Annotated in this window: 14 protein-coding genes and 1 pseudogene; 13 read left to right on the top strand and 2 right to left on the bottom strand. The window is 72.8% G+C overall.

Features of this window, described 5'->3' with window-relative positions; all coding sequences use genetic code 11:
• The 6 genes and pseudogenes from VNF07_11945 to VNF07_11920 form a co-directional block, all read left to right on the top strand.
• Nucleotides 1-153 (top strand): methionine adenosyltransferase domain-containing protein (locus tag VNF07_11945; protein ID HVB06947.1); only part of this gene is annotated, 153 nt, incomplete at its 5' end.
• Nucleotides 154-198: 45 nt separating this feature from the next.
• Nucleotides 199-1,662: an adenosylhomocysteinase gene (gene ahcY, locus VNF07_11940; protein HVB06946.1), complete on the top strand. Its 1,464-nt coding sequence runs from the start codon at nucleotides 199-201 to the stop codon at nucleotides 1,660-1,662.
• 396 nt (nucleotides 1,663-2,058) lie between these two features.
• Entirely contained in the window at nucleotides 2,059-2,343 is a 285-nt protein-coding gene (locus VNF07_11935) for a formyltransferase family protein (protein ID HVB06945.1), read from the top strand.
• Nucleotides 2,334-2,558 (top strand): annotated as a pseudogene (locus VNF07_11930) (formyltransferase family protein). The gene VNF07_11935 and the pseudogene VNF07_11930 overlap by 10 nt, the downstream one beginning before the upstream one ends.
• Nucleotides 2,559-2,600: 42 nt before the next feature.
• On the top strand, nucleotides 2,601-3,599 hold the full coding sequence (locus tag VNF07_11925; protein ID HVB06944.1) for an ABC transporter substrate-binding protein: 999 nt from the start codon (nucleotides 2,601-2,603) through the stop codon (nucleotides 3,597-3,599).
• 74 nt (nucleotides 3,600-3,673) lie between these two features.
• Nucleotides 3,674-5,170, top strand: coding sequence for a hypothetical protein (locus tag VNF07_11920; protein ID HVB06943.1), 1,497 nt, complete (start codon nucleotides 3,674-3,676; stop codon nucleotides 5,168-5,170).
• Here VNF07_11920 and VNF07_11915 read toward each other — a convergent pair.
• Nucleotides 5,097-6,311 (bottom strand): alpha-hydroxy acid oxidase, encoded by a 1,215-nt coding sequence (locus tag VNF07_11915; protein ID HVB06942.1) that lies wholly within the window; start codon nucleotides 6,309-6,311, stop codon nucleotides 5,097-5,099. The two genes, VNF07_11920 and VNF07_11915, sit on opposite strands and share 74 nt — an antisense overlap.
• A gap of 71 nt (nucleotides 6,312-6,382) precedes the next feature.
• Between VNF07_11915 and VNF07_11910 the strand changes: the two genes are divergently transcribed.
• From VNF07_11910 to VNF07_11900, 3 genes are all read left to right on the top strand, one after another.
• Nucleotides 6,383-7,186: a TIM barrel protein gene (locus VNF07_11910; protein ID HVB06941.1), complete on the top strand. Its 804-nt coding sequence runs from the start codon at nucleotides 6,383-6,385 to the stop codon at nucleotides 7,184-7,186.
• Nucleotides 7,187-7,312: 126 nt separating this feature from the next.
• On the top strand, nucleotides 7,313-8,101 hold the full coding sequence (locus VNF07_11905; GenBank protein ID HVB06940.1) for an SDR family oxidoreductase: 789 nt from the start codon (nucleotides 7,313-7,315) through the stop codon (nucleotides 8,099-8,101).
• A gap of 79 nt (nucleotides 8,102-8,180) precedes the next feature.
• A complete protein-coding gene (locus tag VNF07_11900) occupies nucleotides 8,181-8,606 on the top strand; it encodes a VOC family protein (protein HVB06939.1) in 426 nt (141 codons plus the stop codon).
• Nucleotides 8,607-8,614: 8 nt separating this feature from the next.
• Here the strand turns inward: VNF07_11900 and valS are convergent, their stop codons facing one another.
• Nucleotides 8,615-11,185 carry a valine--tRNA ligase gene (valS, locus tag VNF07_11895; GenBank protein HVB06938.1) on the bottom strand — a complete coding sequence of 857 codons (2,571 nt, stop codon included), beginning with the start codon at nucleotides 11,183-11,185 and terminating at the stop codon, nucleotides 8,615-8,617.
• Between the two features lie 22 nt (nucleotides 11,186-11,207).
• Between valS and cysS the strand changes: the two genes are divergently transcribed.
• The 4 genes from cysS (at nucleotide 11,208) to gmd (ending at nucleotide 14,555) form a co-directional block, all read left to right on the top strand.
• The gene (cysS, locus tag VNF07_11890; GenBank protein HVB06937.1) at nucleotides 11,208-12,590 is read left to right on the top strand and encodes a cysteine--tRNA ligase; all 1,383 of its coding nucleotides are present in this window, start codon (nucleotides 11,208-11,210) and stop codon (nucleotides 12,588-12,590) included.
• 118 nt (nucleotides 12,591-12,708) lie between these two features.
• Nucleotides 12,709-12,909, top strand: coding sequence for a cold shock domain-containing protein (locus tag VNF07_11885; GenBank protein HVB06936.1), 201 nt, complete (start codon nucleotides 12,709-12,711; stop codon nucleotides 12,907-12,909).
• A gap of 155 nt (nucleotides 12,910-13,064) precedes the next feature.
• Nucleotides 13,065-13,541, top strand: coding sequence for a universal stress protein (locus VNF07_11880; GenBank protein HVB06935.1), 477 nt, complete (start codon nucleotides 13,065-13,067; stop codon nucleotides 13,539-13,541).
• 48 nt (nucleotides 13,542-13,589) lie between these two features.
• A complete protein-coding gene (gene gmd, locus VNF07_11875) occupies nucleotides 13,590-14,555 on the top strand; it encodes a GDP-mannose 4,6-dehydratase (GenBank protein HVB06934.1) in 966 nt (321 codons plus the stop codon).
• The last annotated feature ends 6 nt before the right edge of the window (nucleotides 14,556-14,561 follow it).

Below are 14,561 nucleotides of genomic sequence, written 5' to 3'. Positions count from 1 at the left end.
CTCCGCCCCGCGGCGATCATCCGCGACCTCGACCTCCGCCGGCCGATCTACCAGCCGACCGCGAGCTACGGCCACTTCGGGCGCGTCGACCTCGACCTCCCCTGGGAGCGCGTCGACCGTGCCGAGGCGCTGCGGAGCGCGCTCTCCCACTGAGCACCGCCGGCCCCGCCGGCCACCGACCCCCAACAAGGAGCACCCGTGAGCCCTGACGCCCCCACCCTCGTCGCGACGGACTACAAGGTCGCCGACCTCTCCCTCGCCGCCTTCGGCCGCAAGGAGATCGAGCTCGCCGAGCACGAGATGCCCGGGCTGATGGCGCTGCGCAGGGAGTTCGGCGGCCGCCGGCCGCTCGCCGGGGCGCGCATCACCGGCTCGCTGCACATGACGATCCAGACGGCGGTGCTCATCGAGACCCTCGTCGCGCTCGGTGCGGAGGTGCGCTGGGCCTCCTGCAACATCTTCTCCACCCAGGACCACGCCGCGGCGGCGGTCGTCGTCGGGCCGGAGGGGACGCCGGAGAGCCCGAAGGGCGTGCCGGTCTTCGCCTGGAAGGGCGAGACCCTCGAGGAGTACTGGGAGTGCCTCTTCCAGGCGGTTGTCTGGCCCGACGCGCAGAAGGGGCCGAACCTGCTCCTCGACGACGGCGGCGACGCGACCCTCGTCGTCCACGAGGGCTTCGCCTACGAGCACAAGGGCGCGGTGCGCGCCACCACCGCCGAGGACTCAGAAGAGGTGGTCTTCCTCCTCGAGGCGCTGCGCAAGTCGCTGAAGGAGGACCCGAAGCGCTTCACCGAGATGGCCGCCGCGATCGTCGGCGTCTCCGAGGAGACGACCACGGGCGTGCACCGCCTCGTGCAGATGGAGCGCGACGGCACCCTGCTGTTCCCGGCGATCAACGTCAACGACGCCGTCACCAAGTCGAAGTTCGACAACAAGTACGGCTGCCGCCACTCCCTCATCGACGGCATCAACCGCGGCACCGACGTCCTCATCGGCGGCAAGGTCGCTGTCGTCTGCGGCTACGGCGACGTCGGCAAGGGCTGCGCGGAGTCACTGCGCGGCCAGGGGGCGCGCGTGATCATCACCGAGATCGACCCGATCTGCGCGCTGCAGGCGGCGATGGAGGGCTTCGAGGTACGGACCCTCGACGAGGTCGTCGGCACGGCCGACATCTTCGTCACGGCGACCGGCAACAAGGACGTGATCAGCGCCGCGCAGATGGAGAAGATGAAGCACCAGGCGATCGTCGGCAACATCGGCCACTTCGACAACGAGATCGACATGGCGGGGCTGGCGATGATCCCGGGGATCGTCCGCGAGCCGGTGAAGCCGCAGGTCGACGAGTGGCGCTTCGCCGACGGCCACGCGGTGATCATCCTGTCCGAGGGGCGCCTCCTCAACCTCGGCAACGCCACGGGCCACCCGAGGTTTGTGATGTCGAACTCCTTCACCAACCAGACGATGGCCCAGATGGAGCTCTTCGCGTCGCCCGAGAACTACGAGAAGAAGGTCTACGTCCTCCCCAAGCACCTCGACGAGAAGGTCGCCCGCCTGCACCTCGACGCGCTCGGCGTGCACCTCACCGAGCTCACCCCGAACCAGGCCGAGTACATCGGCGTCGCCGTCGAAGGCCCCTTCAAGCCCGACCACTACCGGTACTGAACTGGGCCGGAGGCCCTTCCGGCGGCGATGAGCCAAGCCCGTGGCGTCTCGGGCGGCCTCGTCATCACGCTCACCTGCCCGGACAGGACCGGGATCGTGCGCGCCGTCGCGGGCGCGCTCGCCGCGCACGGGTGGAGCATCGACGACGCGCAGCAGTTCGCCGATCCCTCGAGCGGCCGCTTCATGCGCGTCGAGGCCCCGGGCCCGCCGAGCGCGGCCCCGAGGCGCTCGCCCCGGGGAGCTCGCGGCGCTCGCCGCGGGCTTCGAGATGACCCTCGAGCTGCGACCGCGACGAGGTGCCGAGGGTGCTCGTCCTCGTCTCGCGGCTCGGCCACTGCCTGAACGACCTGCTCTACCGCTCCTCAACCGGGGGCGCTCAACTGCGAGGTCGCCGCCGTGGTCTCCAACCACCCGGACTTCGCGGCGCTCGTCGGCGCCCACGGGGTCCCCTTCCACCACCTCCCGGTGAGCGCCGCCAACCGCGCCGAGCAGGAGGGCGAGGCCCTCGGGCTCGCGGGCGCCCTCGGGGTCTTGGTCGTCGTCGTTCTCGCCCGCTACATGCAGATCCTCTCGCCGCAGATGGTCGAGGGCCTGCAGGGGCGAGCGATCAACATCCACCACTCCTTCCTCTCCTCCTTCAAGGGCGCCCGCCCCTACCACCAGGCCTACGAGCGGGGGTGAAGCTGATCGGCGCCACCGCGCACCACGTGACGAGCGAGCTCGACGAGGGGCCGATCATCGAGCAGGAGGTAGCGCGCGTCGACCACCGCCTCTCGCCGGCCCGCCTCGCGCGCCTCGGCGAGGACCTCGAGTGCCGGGCGCTCGCCCGCGCCGTCGGCTGGCACCTCTCGCACCGCGTGATGCGCAACGGGCTGCGCACGGTCGTCTTCTCCTGAGCGGCGCCGCGCCCCGGGCCGGCGGCGCCGCGGCGCGCAAGAATGACCACCGTGCCCGCCCTCTCCTTCGCGACGAGCGCCTCCGAGCTCGTCGGGCCGATCCTCGACGGGCGGGTCGAGGCGGAGGGCTTCGAGCTGTTGGCGAGCGTCTGCTCGCCGTCGGAGATCTTCTGGCGCCAGCTGCACTACGGCGGCTTCGACGTCGCCGAGATGGCCCTCCCCGCCCTCCTCGTCGCCCGCGAGCACGGGATCGAGATGGTCGCCCTCCCCGCCTTCCCGGCGCGCCGCTTCCCCCAGGTCGAGCTCTCGGCCCACCCCGACTCGGGGATCGACGCCCCCGCGGACATCGCCGGGAAGCGCTTCGCGGTGGTCGAGTTCGCGCAGGCCTCGATGGTCTGGACGCGGGGGATCCTCGAGCACGACTTCGGGGTGAAGGCCTCCTCGGTGACCTGGATCGTCGAGCGCAGCGACGAGGTGAGCTACGCGAGCGCGGTGGGCTTCACCCCACCCGAGGGGGTGCGCGTCGAGCACATGCCGGCCGGCGAGACGCTGCGCACGATGCTCGAGACCCACCAGGCCGACGTCGCGCCGGCCGGTGCGCCGCGGGCGCTCACCGTCGTCGAGCGCAACCGCATGGCGAGCGCCGGCCGCGAGGTCGCCTACCGCCCGGTCTTCGACGACAAGGCGGGGGAGTGCCGGCGCTTCTTCGCCGCCCACGGCTACATCCCCTCCAACCACTGCTACGCGCTGCGCGCCGACGTCGCCCGCGAGCACCCCGCGGCCGTCTCGGCCCTCTGGCGGGCGCTCGTCGCCTCCAAGGCGCTCGCCGACGCCGAGCAGCACCTCCCGGATGCGCTCTTCTTCGACGCCGAGTACCTGGCGCGCACCGCCGCCGACTTCGGCGACGACCCCTATCCCTACGGCTTCGCCGCCAACCGCCAGCTGCTCGCCGACCTCATCGGCTTCTGCCACGAGCAGGGCGTCATCGGCGAGGCGCCGGCACCCGAGGCGCTCTTCCCCGAAGAGCTGCTCGACACCTGACCACCGCTCCGACCGCCCCCGCCCTCCCCGGCAGCGCCGGACGGGCCCTCGGCAGCCTCACGCGTCGGCGGGGGTTGTGGGTCGTCGCCGCCGTCGAGACGGCGGCGAGCGCGCTCTTCTTCGCCCTCGGCGTGCGGCCGAACCGTTCGCTCTACGCGCTCACCGGCCCCTGGCAGGTGCTCGACCGCTTCTACCTGCAGCACCACCTCTGGCAGAGCCTGTTCGACCTGCACGTGCAGCCGCCCCTCTACAACCTCCTCGTCGGCGGCTACATCGCAGTCGGCTCGGGCGGCGCGGAGTTCGCGATGCTCGCCGTCAACCTGCTGCTCGGCCTCGTCCTCGTCTGCTCGACCTACCTCCTGCTCGTCGAGCTCGAGGTGCCGGTCGCGCCGAGCGCGGCCCTCGCCGCCGCGGTGGCGCTCGCGCCGAGCACCCTGCTGTATGAGAGCTGGGAGTTCTACACCTTCCCGACGGCGGCGCTGCTGTCGCTCGCCTGCTACTGCGGGGTGCGCGCGCTCGGCCGCGGGGGCCTCCGCCCCGCCCTCGGCTGCGCGGCGGCGGCCTCGGGCGTGGTGCTCCTCAACAGCACCTTCCAGTGGCCCTGGCTCGTGGTGCTGCTCGCCCCGCTCGCGGTGAAGCTCCGCCGCTCGCCGCGCCTCGTCGCCCTCGCGCTCTCGCCGCTCCTTGTCGTCGGGGCGCTCTATGTGAAGGACGCCGTCGTCTTCGGCTCGGACTCGACGAGCTCGATGCTCGGGATGAACCTCTCGAAGACGGCCCTTCTCACGGCGCCCCCCGGCCTCGTCTCGAGCCTGGTGAGCGAGCACAAGCTCTCGCCGATCGCATTGCAGCCGCCCTTCCAGCCGGTGAGCGTCTACGAGCCGCAGTTCGTCGCCCCGACGACCCGCCGGGCGCCGGTGCTGCGCGAGGTGCTGAAGCGCGACCGCGTCGGGCCGAACCTCAACAACGCGGCGATCGTCCCGATCTCCTCTGTCTATCTGCGCGCCGATCTCACCTTCATCGCCGGCCATCCCCTCGACTACCTGGCGAGCATCACCCGCGGCGTGCGTCTGTGGCTGGTGCCGAGCGAGGAGTACGTCTTCCTCGACCCGAACGAGTCGCGCATCGCCCCCTACGTCGACTTCGTCGACCGCTACCTCCTGCTGCAGCCGACGCGCTGGAACGGCACCGGCTACACGCCGCCGACGCCGGGGGCCGGGCAGCTCTCCTACGGGGCGCTCCTCGCCGATGGCCTCTCGCTGCTCGGCCTGCCGCTCCTCGCCTGGCGCAGCCGCGAGCGCGCCCGGCGGTGGGCGCTGTTCCTCATCTGGGTGACGATCGCCTACGCCTTCGTGCTCACGAGCCTCGTCGAGTACGGCGAGAACAACCGCTTCCGCTTCGACCTCGGCTCGCTGCCCCTCGTGGGCGCGGTCGTCGTGCTCGCCGAGCTCCTCCGCCGCCGCGCCGTGCGCCGGGCGGGGGAGGGGCACCCCGCGGCACTCAGCGCTTCCTCAGGTACTCCGGGCCGAGCTCGCCGACCGAGGGGCAGCCGAGGAGGGCGAGCGTGCGGGTGAACTGCTCGCGGAGCAGCGCGAGCGCCCGATCGACGCCGCGCTCGCCGCCGGCGCCGAGGCCGTAGAGGTAGGCGCGGCCGGCCATGCAGGCGCTCGCGCCGAGGCAGAGGGCCTTCACGATGTCGCTGCCGCGGCGCACCCCGCCGTCGAGGAGGAGCGGCAGCTCGCCGCCGAGCGCCTCGGCGACCGGCGCGACGAGCGAGAGGATCGCCGGCGAGCCGTCGAGCTGGCGGCCGCCGTGGTTCGACAGGGCGATCGCGTCCACCCCCGCGGCGCGCGCCTCACGGGCGTCGGCGACGCCCTGGACGCCCTTCAGCATCACCGGCCCCCGCCACTCGCCGCGCAGCCACTCGACGTCCCGCCAGGAGAGCGCGGGGTCGAACTGGCTGTTGATGTAGTCGGCGAGGTGGACGGCGCTCGTGCCGTCGCCGACCGCCGCGCCGCGCACGTTCGCGAAGGTGATCGGCTCGGAGCGCAGCAGGTCGAGGGTCCACGCGGGGTGCAGCGCACCGTCGAGGAGGGTGTCGAGGCCGATTTTCGGCGGCAGCGTGAAGCCGCGGCGAAGGTCGCGCTCGCGGCGTCCGAGGACGGGGGTGTCGACGGTGAGCATCACCGCCTCGTAGCCCGCCGCGTCGGCGCGGGCGAGCAGCTCCTTCACGAGGCCGCGGTCCCGCCAGGCGTAGACCTGGAACCACTTCCGCCCGCCGCTCACCGCCGCGACCTCCTCGATCGAGCGGGTCGACATCGTGGACAGCGTGTAGGGAAGGCCGGCGCGCTCTGCGGCGCGCGCCACGGCGAGCTCGCCCGCCGGGTCGGCGATGCGGCTGAAGCCGGTCGGCGCGAGGACGAGCGGGAAGGCGAGGGGCTTGGCGAACAGCGAGCCGGCGATCTCGAGGTTGCCGACGTCGCGCAGCACCCGCGGCGCGAACTCCCAGTCCGAGAAGGCGGCGACGTTGCGGGCCGCGCTCAGCTCGTCCTCGGCGGCGCCGTCGATGTAGTCGAAGACACCGCCGGGGAGCCTGCGGCGGGCGAGGCGGCGGAGGTCGGCGATCCCCGCGGCGCGCGCGAGGCGCCGCTTCACCGGGTCGAGCTCGACGGGGCGGAGCGAGATCACCGAGCGCAGGGTCTCGAGGACGGACATGGTGGCCTCCCGTTGGACCGTTGGATTCTGCCAGCAGGGGCACAATGCAGGTGACCAAGGAGAAATTACCGATGGAGTTCTCGCTCGCGCCCCTCACCCTGCACCGGCCGCACCCCCTGGAGGCGATCGCGGCCGCCGGCGAGGCCGGCTACGACCTCACCGGCATCCAGCTCGCCCTCTACGGCCAGCCCCTCTCGCCGCTCGCGCGCGAGCCGGAGTTCCTGGAGGCGGCGCGGCGGGCGCTCACCGCGGCCGGCCTGCCGGTCCTCGAGGTCTCGAACGTCGTCCTCGACGAGGACTTCTCCCTCGACGACGCGGCGGCGATCGTCGCCTTCGCCGAGGGCGTCGGCGCCCGCTTCGTGCAGTCGGTCTCCTGGGACCCCGAGCGCGGGCGCGCCGCCGCGCACCTCGCCGCGGTGGCCGGCCTCGCCGCCGAGCGCGGCCTCACCGTCGCCTTCGAGTTCATGCCCTACTCGGCGACGCGCTCGCTCGCCGAGGCGCTCGCCCTCCTCGAGGACTCCGGCGCGCCGAACGTCGTCCTGCTCCTCGACAGCCTGCACTTCTTCCGCTCCGGCGGCGCGGTCGCCGAGCTCGCCGCGGTCCCGGCGGCCCGCCTCGGGATCCTCCAGCTCTCCGACGCCCGCGCCGAGGCGCCGCCCTTCGACGCGCTGCGCGCCGAGTCGACGGCCGACCGCCTCGTCCCCGGTGATGGCGAGCTGCCGCTCGCGGAGATGGTCGAGGCGCTCCCGGACGGCCTGCCGGTGAGCCTCGAGGTCCCCTGCCGCGCCCTCGAGGGGCTCGCGCTCGCCGACCAGGCGCGCGCCGTCCTCGAGGGATCGCGCCGCTTCTTCGCCTCGGTGGCCGCCGACAGCTGAGTGCGCCCGGCGCCGCGGGCGGGCGCTCCATCGGGGCGCGGCGCGGCCGCGACGCCGCGAGGTGCGGAGGAGGGCCGGTCGCGGTTATCAAGAGGGGCTGCGGGAGCTCCCCGCCTCGAGAGTTGAGTGAGTGAGGTCATCGTGACGGCGCTTCGGGGAAAGGTGGCACTCGTCACCGGTGCGGGTCGGGGCATCGGTCGGGAGATCGCGGTGGCGCTCGCCGGCGCGGGGGTGAGCGTCGGCCTCCTCTCGCGCACCGAGTCCGAGCTCGAGGAGACGCTCGCGCTCGTCGAGGAGGCGGGAGCCGCAGGCGTGGTCGCCCAGGCCGACCTCGCCGCGGCCGCAGAGCTCGACGCCGCCCTCTCGGCCGTCGTCGACGCCTTCGGCCCTGTCGACCTGCTGGTGAACAACGGGGCGGTCGTCGGGCCGCTCGGCCCGACGACCTCGGCGGACCCCGACGCCTACGCCTTCGCCCTGCAGGTGAATGTCGCCGCGCCGGTGCGCCTCAGCGTCGCGGTGCTGTCCGGGATGCTCGCGCGCGGCTTCGGCCGGATCCTCAACGTCTCGACCGGCGCCGTCGGTCGGGCGAGCTCGGGCGACCCCTACAACTGCTACATCGCCTCCAAGGCGGCCCTCGAGGCGCACACCCTCGGCCTCGCGACCGAGCTCGCGGGGAGCGGGGTGACCGCCAACCTGCTGCGCCCCGGCGTCGTCGACACCGCGATGCAGACCTACATCCGCAACCAGGACCCCGCCGAGGTCGGCAAGGGCTTCATCGACCGTTTCGTCGAGCGCTACGAGGCCGGCCAGCTCCTCACCCCCGACGTGCCAGCGGGGATCGCGCTCGAGATGCTGCAGGGCGAGGAGAACGGCGAGATCGTCTCGGTGAGCGAGCGCCTCGGCCGCACCGTCTGAGCTGAGCTACCCGGCGCCGGGGAGCCGCCACCCGTAAGCTCGCGGCGGGGTGCCAGTCGCCCCGAGGGGAGGGACCCGAATGGCGGATCCGATGGTGAAGGTGACGGGGATCAACCACGTCGTGCTGCACGTCGCGGACCTTGACCGCTCGCTCGCGTTCTACATGGGCGTGCTCGGCTTCGAGGATCGCAACGCCGGAGGCGGCGGTGGTGGTGGTCCCGCCCGCAGGGCCAGCTTCCTGCGCTGCGGGATGCAGGGCCTCGACCTGTTCGAGGCCGAGGAGGCGCACGGCGGCGAGGAGATGAACCACATGGCGCTGAACGTCGAGGCCGACGAGCTCGACGAGGTCGTGGAGGCGCTCACCGCCGCAGGGATCGAGGCCTCGGAGCGGACCAGGCGCAACTCGGTGTTCATCTTCGACCCCGACGGCCACCGCATCGAGATGCTCCCGAAGAGCGCACACGAGCGCACCCGCGAGCGGGAGGCGGCGGCCGCCTCGGCCTGAGGGGCCTTTCAGTCCGCCTCGGCGAGCTCCACGGTGACGGCCGTCTCGCCGGGGCGCTCGACGAGCTCGAGCGCGACGATGCCACCGGCGTCAGTGAGGTCGCCACGTGCCGACTCGATGCGCGCCAGCACGGCCGCCTCGCCGTGCACGACGACGCGCTCGACGGGGGCGCGCATCGAGCGCTTGGCGAGGGTCTTCGCCCGGCGGACCTCACCGAGCACCGCGGCGACGTCGGAGAGGAGCGCCGGGTCGGCCGCCCCACTGCTCGCGAGCTCCTCGGGCCGCGGCCAGGGGGCGCGGTGCAGCGACCCCTCGTGCCACCACGACCAGGCCTCCTCGGTCGCGAAGGGGAGGAAGGGCGCGAACAGCCGGAGGAGCACGTCGAGGCCGCGCCCGAGCGCGTCCCCGGCGGAGGCGGCGCCCGCGTCGTCGCGGTAGGCGCGGGTCTTCACGAGCTCCAGGTAGTCGTCGCAGAAGGACCAGAAGAAGGACTCGGTGAGCTCGAGGGCGCGCGCCGGCTCGTAGCCGGCGAAGGCCGCGCTCGCCTCGCTGACGAGCGCGCCGAGCGCGCTGAGCATCGCCGCGTCGAGGGGCTCGTGGCGCTCGGGCGGGGGGCCGGCTGAGACGCGGGAGAGCGCGAACTTGGTGGCGTTGAGGATCTTGATCGCGAGGCGGCGGCCGACCTTCATCTCGCCCTCGTCGAAGATCGTGTCCACGCCGAAGCGCGCCGAGGCCGCCCAGTAGCGGACGGCGTCGGTGCCGTGCGCGTCGAGGAGGTCGGTCGGGACCGTCACGTTGCCCTTCGACTTCGACATCTTCTTGTGGTCGGGGTCGAGGATCCAGCCGGAGATCGCGGCGTGCGACCAGGGGAGCCCCTCGTGCTCGATGAGCGAGCGGACGACGCTCGAGAAGAGCCAGGTGCGGATGATCTCGTGCGCCTGCGGGCGCAGGTCCATCGGGAACATGCGGCCGAAGAGGTCGTCGTCGTCCCCCCAGCGGCCGGCGATGTGCGGGGTGAGCGAGGAGGTCGCCCAGGTGTCCATCACGTCGGGGTCCCCGACGAAGCCGCCCGGCGCCCCCCGTTGCTCGGGGCGGTAGCCGGCGGGGGTGTCGACCGAGGGGTCGACCGGGAGCGAGGCCTCGTCGGCGAGGAGGGGGTGGTCGTCGTCGATCGAGCCGTCCTCGCCGACGGGGTACCAGGCGGGGAACGGGACGCCGAAGAAGCGCTGGCGGGAGATGTTCCAGTCGCCGTTCAGCCCCTTCACCCAGGACTCGTAGCGGCCGCCCATGAACTCCGGGTGCCAGCGCAGCTCGCGGCCCGCTGCGAGCAGCCGCTCGCGCAGCTCCATCGTGCGCACGTACCACTGCCGGGAGGAGACGATCTCGAGCGGCCGCTCGCCCCGCTCGTAGAACTTCACCGGGTGGGTGATCGGCCGCGGCTCGCCGACGAGCGCGCCCGCCTCGCCGAGCAGCTCGACGATCCGCCGCTGCGCCTGGCGCACGGTGCGGCCGGCGAGCTCGCCGTAGGCGGCGTTGGCGGCTGCGGCGTCGACCGAGCAGAAGGGCTCGGCTCCGAACTCGACCGGCTCGAGCCGCCCGTCGCGCCCGACGACGGTGCGCGTCGTGAGGGCGAGCTCGCGCCACCAGATGACGTCGGTGAGGTCGCCGAAGGTGCAGACCATCGCGATCCCCGAGCCCTTCTCGGGGTCGGCGAGCTCGTGCGCGACGACGGGGACCTCGACGCCGAAGAGCGGCGTGCGCACCGTCGAGCCGAACAGCGGCCGGTAGCGCGGGTCCTCAGGGTGGGCGACGAGCGCGACGCAGGCCGGCAGCAGCTCGGGGCGGGTCGTCTCGATCTCGATGCTCCCCTCGCCGTCGCGGCGCGCGAACGCGAGGCGGTGGTAGGCGCCGGCGACCTCGCGGTCCTCGAGCTCGGCCTGGGCGATCGCCGAGCGGAAGTCGACGTCCCACAGCGTCGGCGCCTCCTGGCGGTAGGCGTGGCCGGCGGCGAGCATCCGCAGAAAGGCCCGCTGGGAGACGCGCTGGGAGGCGGGGGAGATCGTCGTGTACTTGAGCGACCAGTCGACCGAGAGGCCGATCCGCCGGAAGAGCTCCTCGAAGACGGTCTCGTCCTCGTGGGTGAGGAGCGCGCACAGCTCGACGAAGTTGCGCCGCGAGACCGCGACGGCGTGCTCGGGCGGCTCGGAGGGCGGGCGGAAGTCGGAGTCGTAGGCGAGGGCCGGCTCGCAGCGCACCCCGTAGTAGCTCTGCACCCGCCGCTCGGTGGGGAGGCCGTTGTCGTCCCAGCCGATCGGGTAGAAGACCGACTTCCCGGTCATCCGCTGGTAGCGGGCGATGACGTCGGTCTGGGTGTAGGAGAAGACGTGGCCGACGTGCAGCGAGCCCGACACCGTGGGCGGGGGGGTGTCGATCGAGTAAACCCCGGCGCGCGGCCGGCTGCGGTCGAAGAGGTAGGTGCCGTCGCGCTCCCAGGCCTTGCCCCACTTCTCCTCGAGGCCGTCGAGGGAGGGCTTCTCCGGGACGCGCGGGGGCGTGGGGACGCTCTCGGGGCCCGACATCGTGGCTAGTACGGTACTTCCCGTGCTCGCGCTGCATGACACGGCGACGGGCCGCGTCGGCGAGCTCCAGCTGCGCGATCCCGGGGAGCTCGCGATGTACGTCTGCGGGCCGACCGTCTACGGCGCGCCGCACGTCGGCCACGGCCGGATGACGCTCGCCTACGACCTCCTCCGGCGCTACCTCGAGCACCGCGGCCTCGTCGTGCACCACGTCTCGAACGTCACCGACATCGACGACACGATCATCAACCGCGCCAACGCCGAGGCGCGCCCCTGGCAGGAGATCGCCGAGGAGTGCGAGGCGCAGTGGTGGTCGGCGATGGACGGACTCGGCATCCTGCGCCCGCACGAGACGCCGCACGCCACGGCCTACGTCGCGGAGATGGTCGAGCTCATCGCCGAGCTCCTCGCGTCGGGCGCCGCCTACCAGACCTCGGACGGCGTCTACCTCGCGGCCTCGAAGATCCCCGGCTACGGCCTGCTCGCCCATCAGAGCCTCGACTCGCTGCGCGCCGGGGCGCGCGTCGACGTCATCGAGGAGAAGCGCTCGCCGGTCGACTTCGTCCTCTGGAAGGCGGCCAAGCCGAACGAGCCGAGCTGGCCGGCCCCCTTCGGCGAGGGGCGCCCGGGCTGGCACACCGAGTGCGTGGTGATGTCGCTCGCCCTGTTGGGCGAGGACTTCGACCTGCACGGTGGGGGCCAGGATCTGATGTTCCCGCACCACGAGAACGAGCGCGCGCAGGCGGTCGCCGCCGGCCGGCGCTTCACCCGCCACTGGATGCACAACGGCCTCGTGACGGTGAGCGGCGAGAAGATGTCGAAGTCCCTCGGCAACTTCACGACCCTCGCCGAGCTCCTCGAGCAGACCGGGCCGCGCGCCTACCGGATGCTCTCGGTGCGCGCCCACTACCGCTCTCCCCTCGAGGTGAACGCCGAGACGCTGCAGGACGCCTCGGCGGCGCTCGCGCGCGTCGACGCGCTCGCCCGCCGCTTCCCCGGCGCGGCGATGAGCGAGCACCCGCTCGCGAGGGAGGAAGCGGCCCGCTTCGCCGCAGCGATGGACGACGACCTCGACTCGCCGCGGGCGACAGCCGGCCTCTTCGAGGCGTTGCGGCGCGCGCACGCCCTCGCCGACCAGGGTGACGGTGGCGGGGCGGAGGCCCTCGCCGGGGCGGTGCGCAGCCTCTTCTCGGTGCTCGGGATCGACAGCGGCGAGACGGCCGCCGTCGACGAGCGGGAGGCCGCCGCCGCCGAGGCGCTGGTCGGCCGCCGCGACGCGGCCCGCGGCGCGCGCGACTTCGCCGCGGCCGACGCCCTGCGCGCCGAGCTCGAGGCGCTCGGCTACGCCGTCGAGGACACGCCGGGCGGCACGCGCATCCACCGAAGGCCAGCTCAAGCGGGGTGAACCGACCGCGGGGACCCTGCGGTCCCCTTGAGGTGGCTGGTATTCTCCCCGCCGGCGAAACGACCGCTCCCAAGGCCGTTCCGCTGTGCACAGCATCAGAGAGAAGGGGAGCGCCCAGGTGGCGAACGGCACGGTGAAGTGGTTCAACGCGGAGAAGGGCTACGGCTTCATCTCCCAGAGTGGCGGCGGCGACGTCTTCGTGCACCAGTCTGCGATCCAGATGCAGGGCTACCGCACCCTCGAAGAGGGCCAGGAGGTCGAGTTCGAGGTGCAGGAGGGCCACAAGGGCCTCCAGGCCGCGAACGTGCGCTCCGCGTAAGGCCCTCCACCCTCCGGCTCGGACGGCGGGCGCGCCCGGCCGGGCGCTCTCCGCCAGCGGCACCCGCCCCGCCGCGGACTCGCGCGCGGCGGGCAGCCCGCGGCCGCGGGAGGCAGCCTCTATCCTCGGCGCCCGAGCGCCAAGAGGAGGCAAAGGTGACGACAGCCAGGGAGCACGTAGGAGCAGGGCTGCTGGCCAGGGTGGTCCTCGGCATCGACGGCACCGAGCCCTCGATCGCCGCGGCGCGCGCCGTGGCGCCGCTCGTCGGGGCTGCCGGGGGGGAGGTCATCGCCGTCTTCGTGCGCCACCTCCCCGTGCTCGCCGAGCCGAGCGCCGGCGAGGCGATCGCGATCGTCGAGGAGACGATCGACGAGATGGCCGAGCAGGCGCGGCGCGACGCCGAGGAGCTCTTCCGGGGGAGCGGCGTCAGCTACGAGTTCGTCGTGCGCGAAGGCGACCCGGGCCTCGGGATCCTCGCCGTGGCACACGAGCGCGAGGCGACGATGGTGGCGATCGGCGCCACGATCCACGGCCCGGTGGCCGCGCTCCTCGTCGCCTCGGTCGCCGACCACCTCGTCCACCACTGCGACCTGCCGCTGCTCATCATCCGCCCCGACCGCGCGCCGGCCTGAGTCGGCGCGATCCTTGTCAGCAAACAAGAGAGGGCCTAGAACAGTCTGATGCCACGGCGCGCGCTGATCACCGGGGTCACCGGCCAGGACGGCTCCTACCTCGCCGAGTTCCTGCTCGAGCAGGGCTACGAGGTGGTCGGCATGGTGCGCCGCTCGAGCACGGTGAACTTCGAGCGGATCGCCCACATCCAGGACCGCATCACCCTCACCTCGGGCGACCTCCTCGACGAGGTCTCGATCATCGAGTCGTTGCGCGAGCACCGGCCGCAGGAGGTCTACAACCTCGCCGCCCAGTCCTTCGTGCAGACCTCGTTCTCCCAGCCGGTCTTCACCGGGGAGGCGACGGCGCTCGGGGTCACCCGCGTGCTCGACGCGATCCGCTTCGTCGACCCGGAGATCCGCTTCTACCAGGCCTCCTCCTCGGAGATGTTCGGCAAGGTCCGCGAGGTCCCGCAGAACGAGTTCACCCCCTTCCACCCCCGCAGCCCTTACGGCGTCGCCAAGGTCTACGGCCACTGGATCACGGTGAACTACCGGGAGAGCTACGACCTGCACGCCTCGTCGGGGATCCTCTTCAACCACGAGAGCCCGCGGCGCGGCCTCGAGTTCGTGACCCGCAAGGTGACGCACGGCGTCGCCCGCATCAAGGCCGGCCTGCAGAGCGAGCTGCGCCTCGGCAACCTCGAGTCCAAGCGCGACTGGGGCTTCGCCGGCGACTACGTGCGGGCGATGTGGCTGATGGTGCAGGCCGACGAGCCGGGGGACTTCGTCGTCTCGACGGGCGAGACGCACTCGGTGCGCGAGCTCTGCGAGATCGCCTTCGCCCGCGCCGGCCTCAGCTACGAGGACCACGTGAAGATCGACGAGCGCTTCTTCCGCCCCGCCGAGGTCGACCTGCTCGTCGGCGACGCGAAGCGGGCGAGCAGCACCCTCGGCTGGCAGCCCGAGATCGGCTTCCACGAGCTGATCGAGATGATGGTCGACGCCGACATGGCGCTCGTCGCCGGCAAGTAGCCCGCC

Source organism: Acidimicrobiales bacterium, from assembly GCA_035533595.1.
In the GTDB taxonomy this organism is placed as follows: Bacteria; Actinomycetota; Acidimicrobiia; order Acidimicrobiales; family Bog-793; genus DATLTN01.
This window is presented reverse-complemented; position numbering and strand designations above follow the sequence as displayed.

Bases quoted from the DNA above. Each gene is read 5' to 3' on its own strand.
- VNF07_11925 (HVB06944.1), top strand. From the start codon at position 2,601: ATGACCACCGTGCCCGCCCTCTCCTTCGCGACGAGCGCCTCCGAGCTC.
- VNF07_11900 (HVB06939.1), top strand. From the start codon at position 8,181: ATGGCGGATCCGATGGTGAAGGTGACGGGGATCAACCACGTCGTGCTG.
- VNF07_11915 (HVB06942.1), bottom strand. From the start codon at position 6,311: ATGTCCGTCCTCGAGACCCTGCGCTCGGTGATCTCGCTCCGCCCCGTC.
- valS (HVB06938.1), bottom strand. From the start codon at position 11,185: ATGTCGGGCCCCGAGAGCGTCCCCACGCCCCCGCGCGTCCCGGAGAAG.
- VNF07_11910 (HVB06941.1), top strand. From the start codon at position 6,383: ATGGAGTTCTCGCTCGCGCCCCTCACCCTGCACCGGCCGCACCCCCTG.
- gmd (HVB06934.1), top strand. From the start codon at position 13,590: ATGCCACGGCGCGCGCTGATCACCGGGGTCACCGGCCAGGACGGCTCC.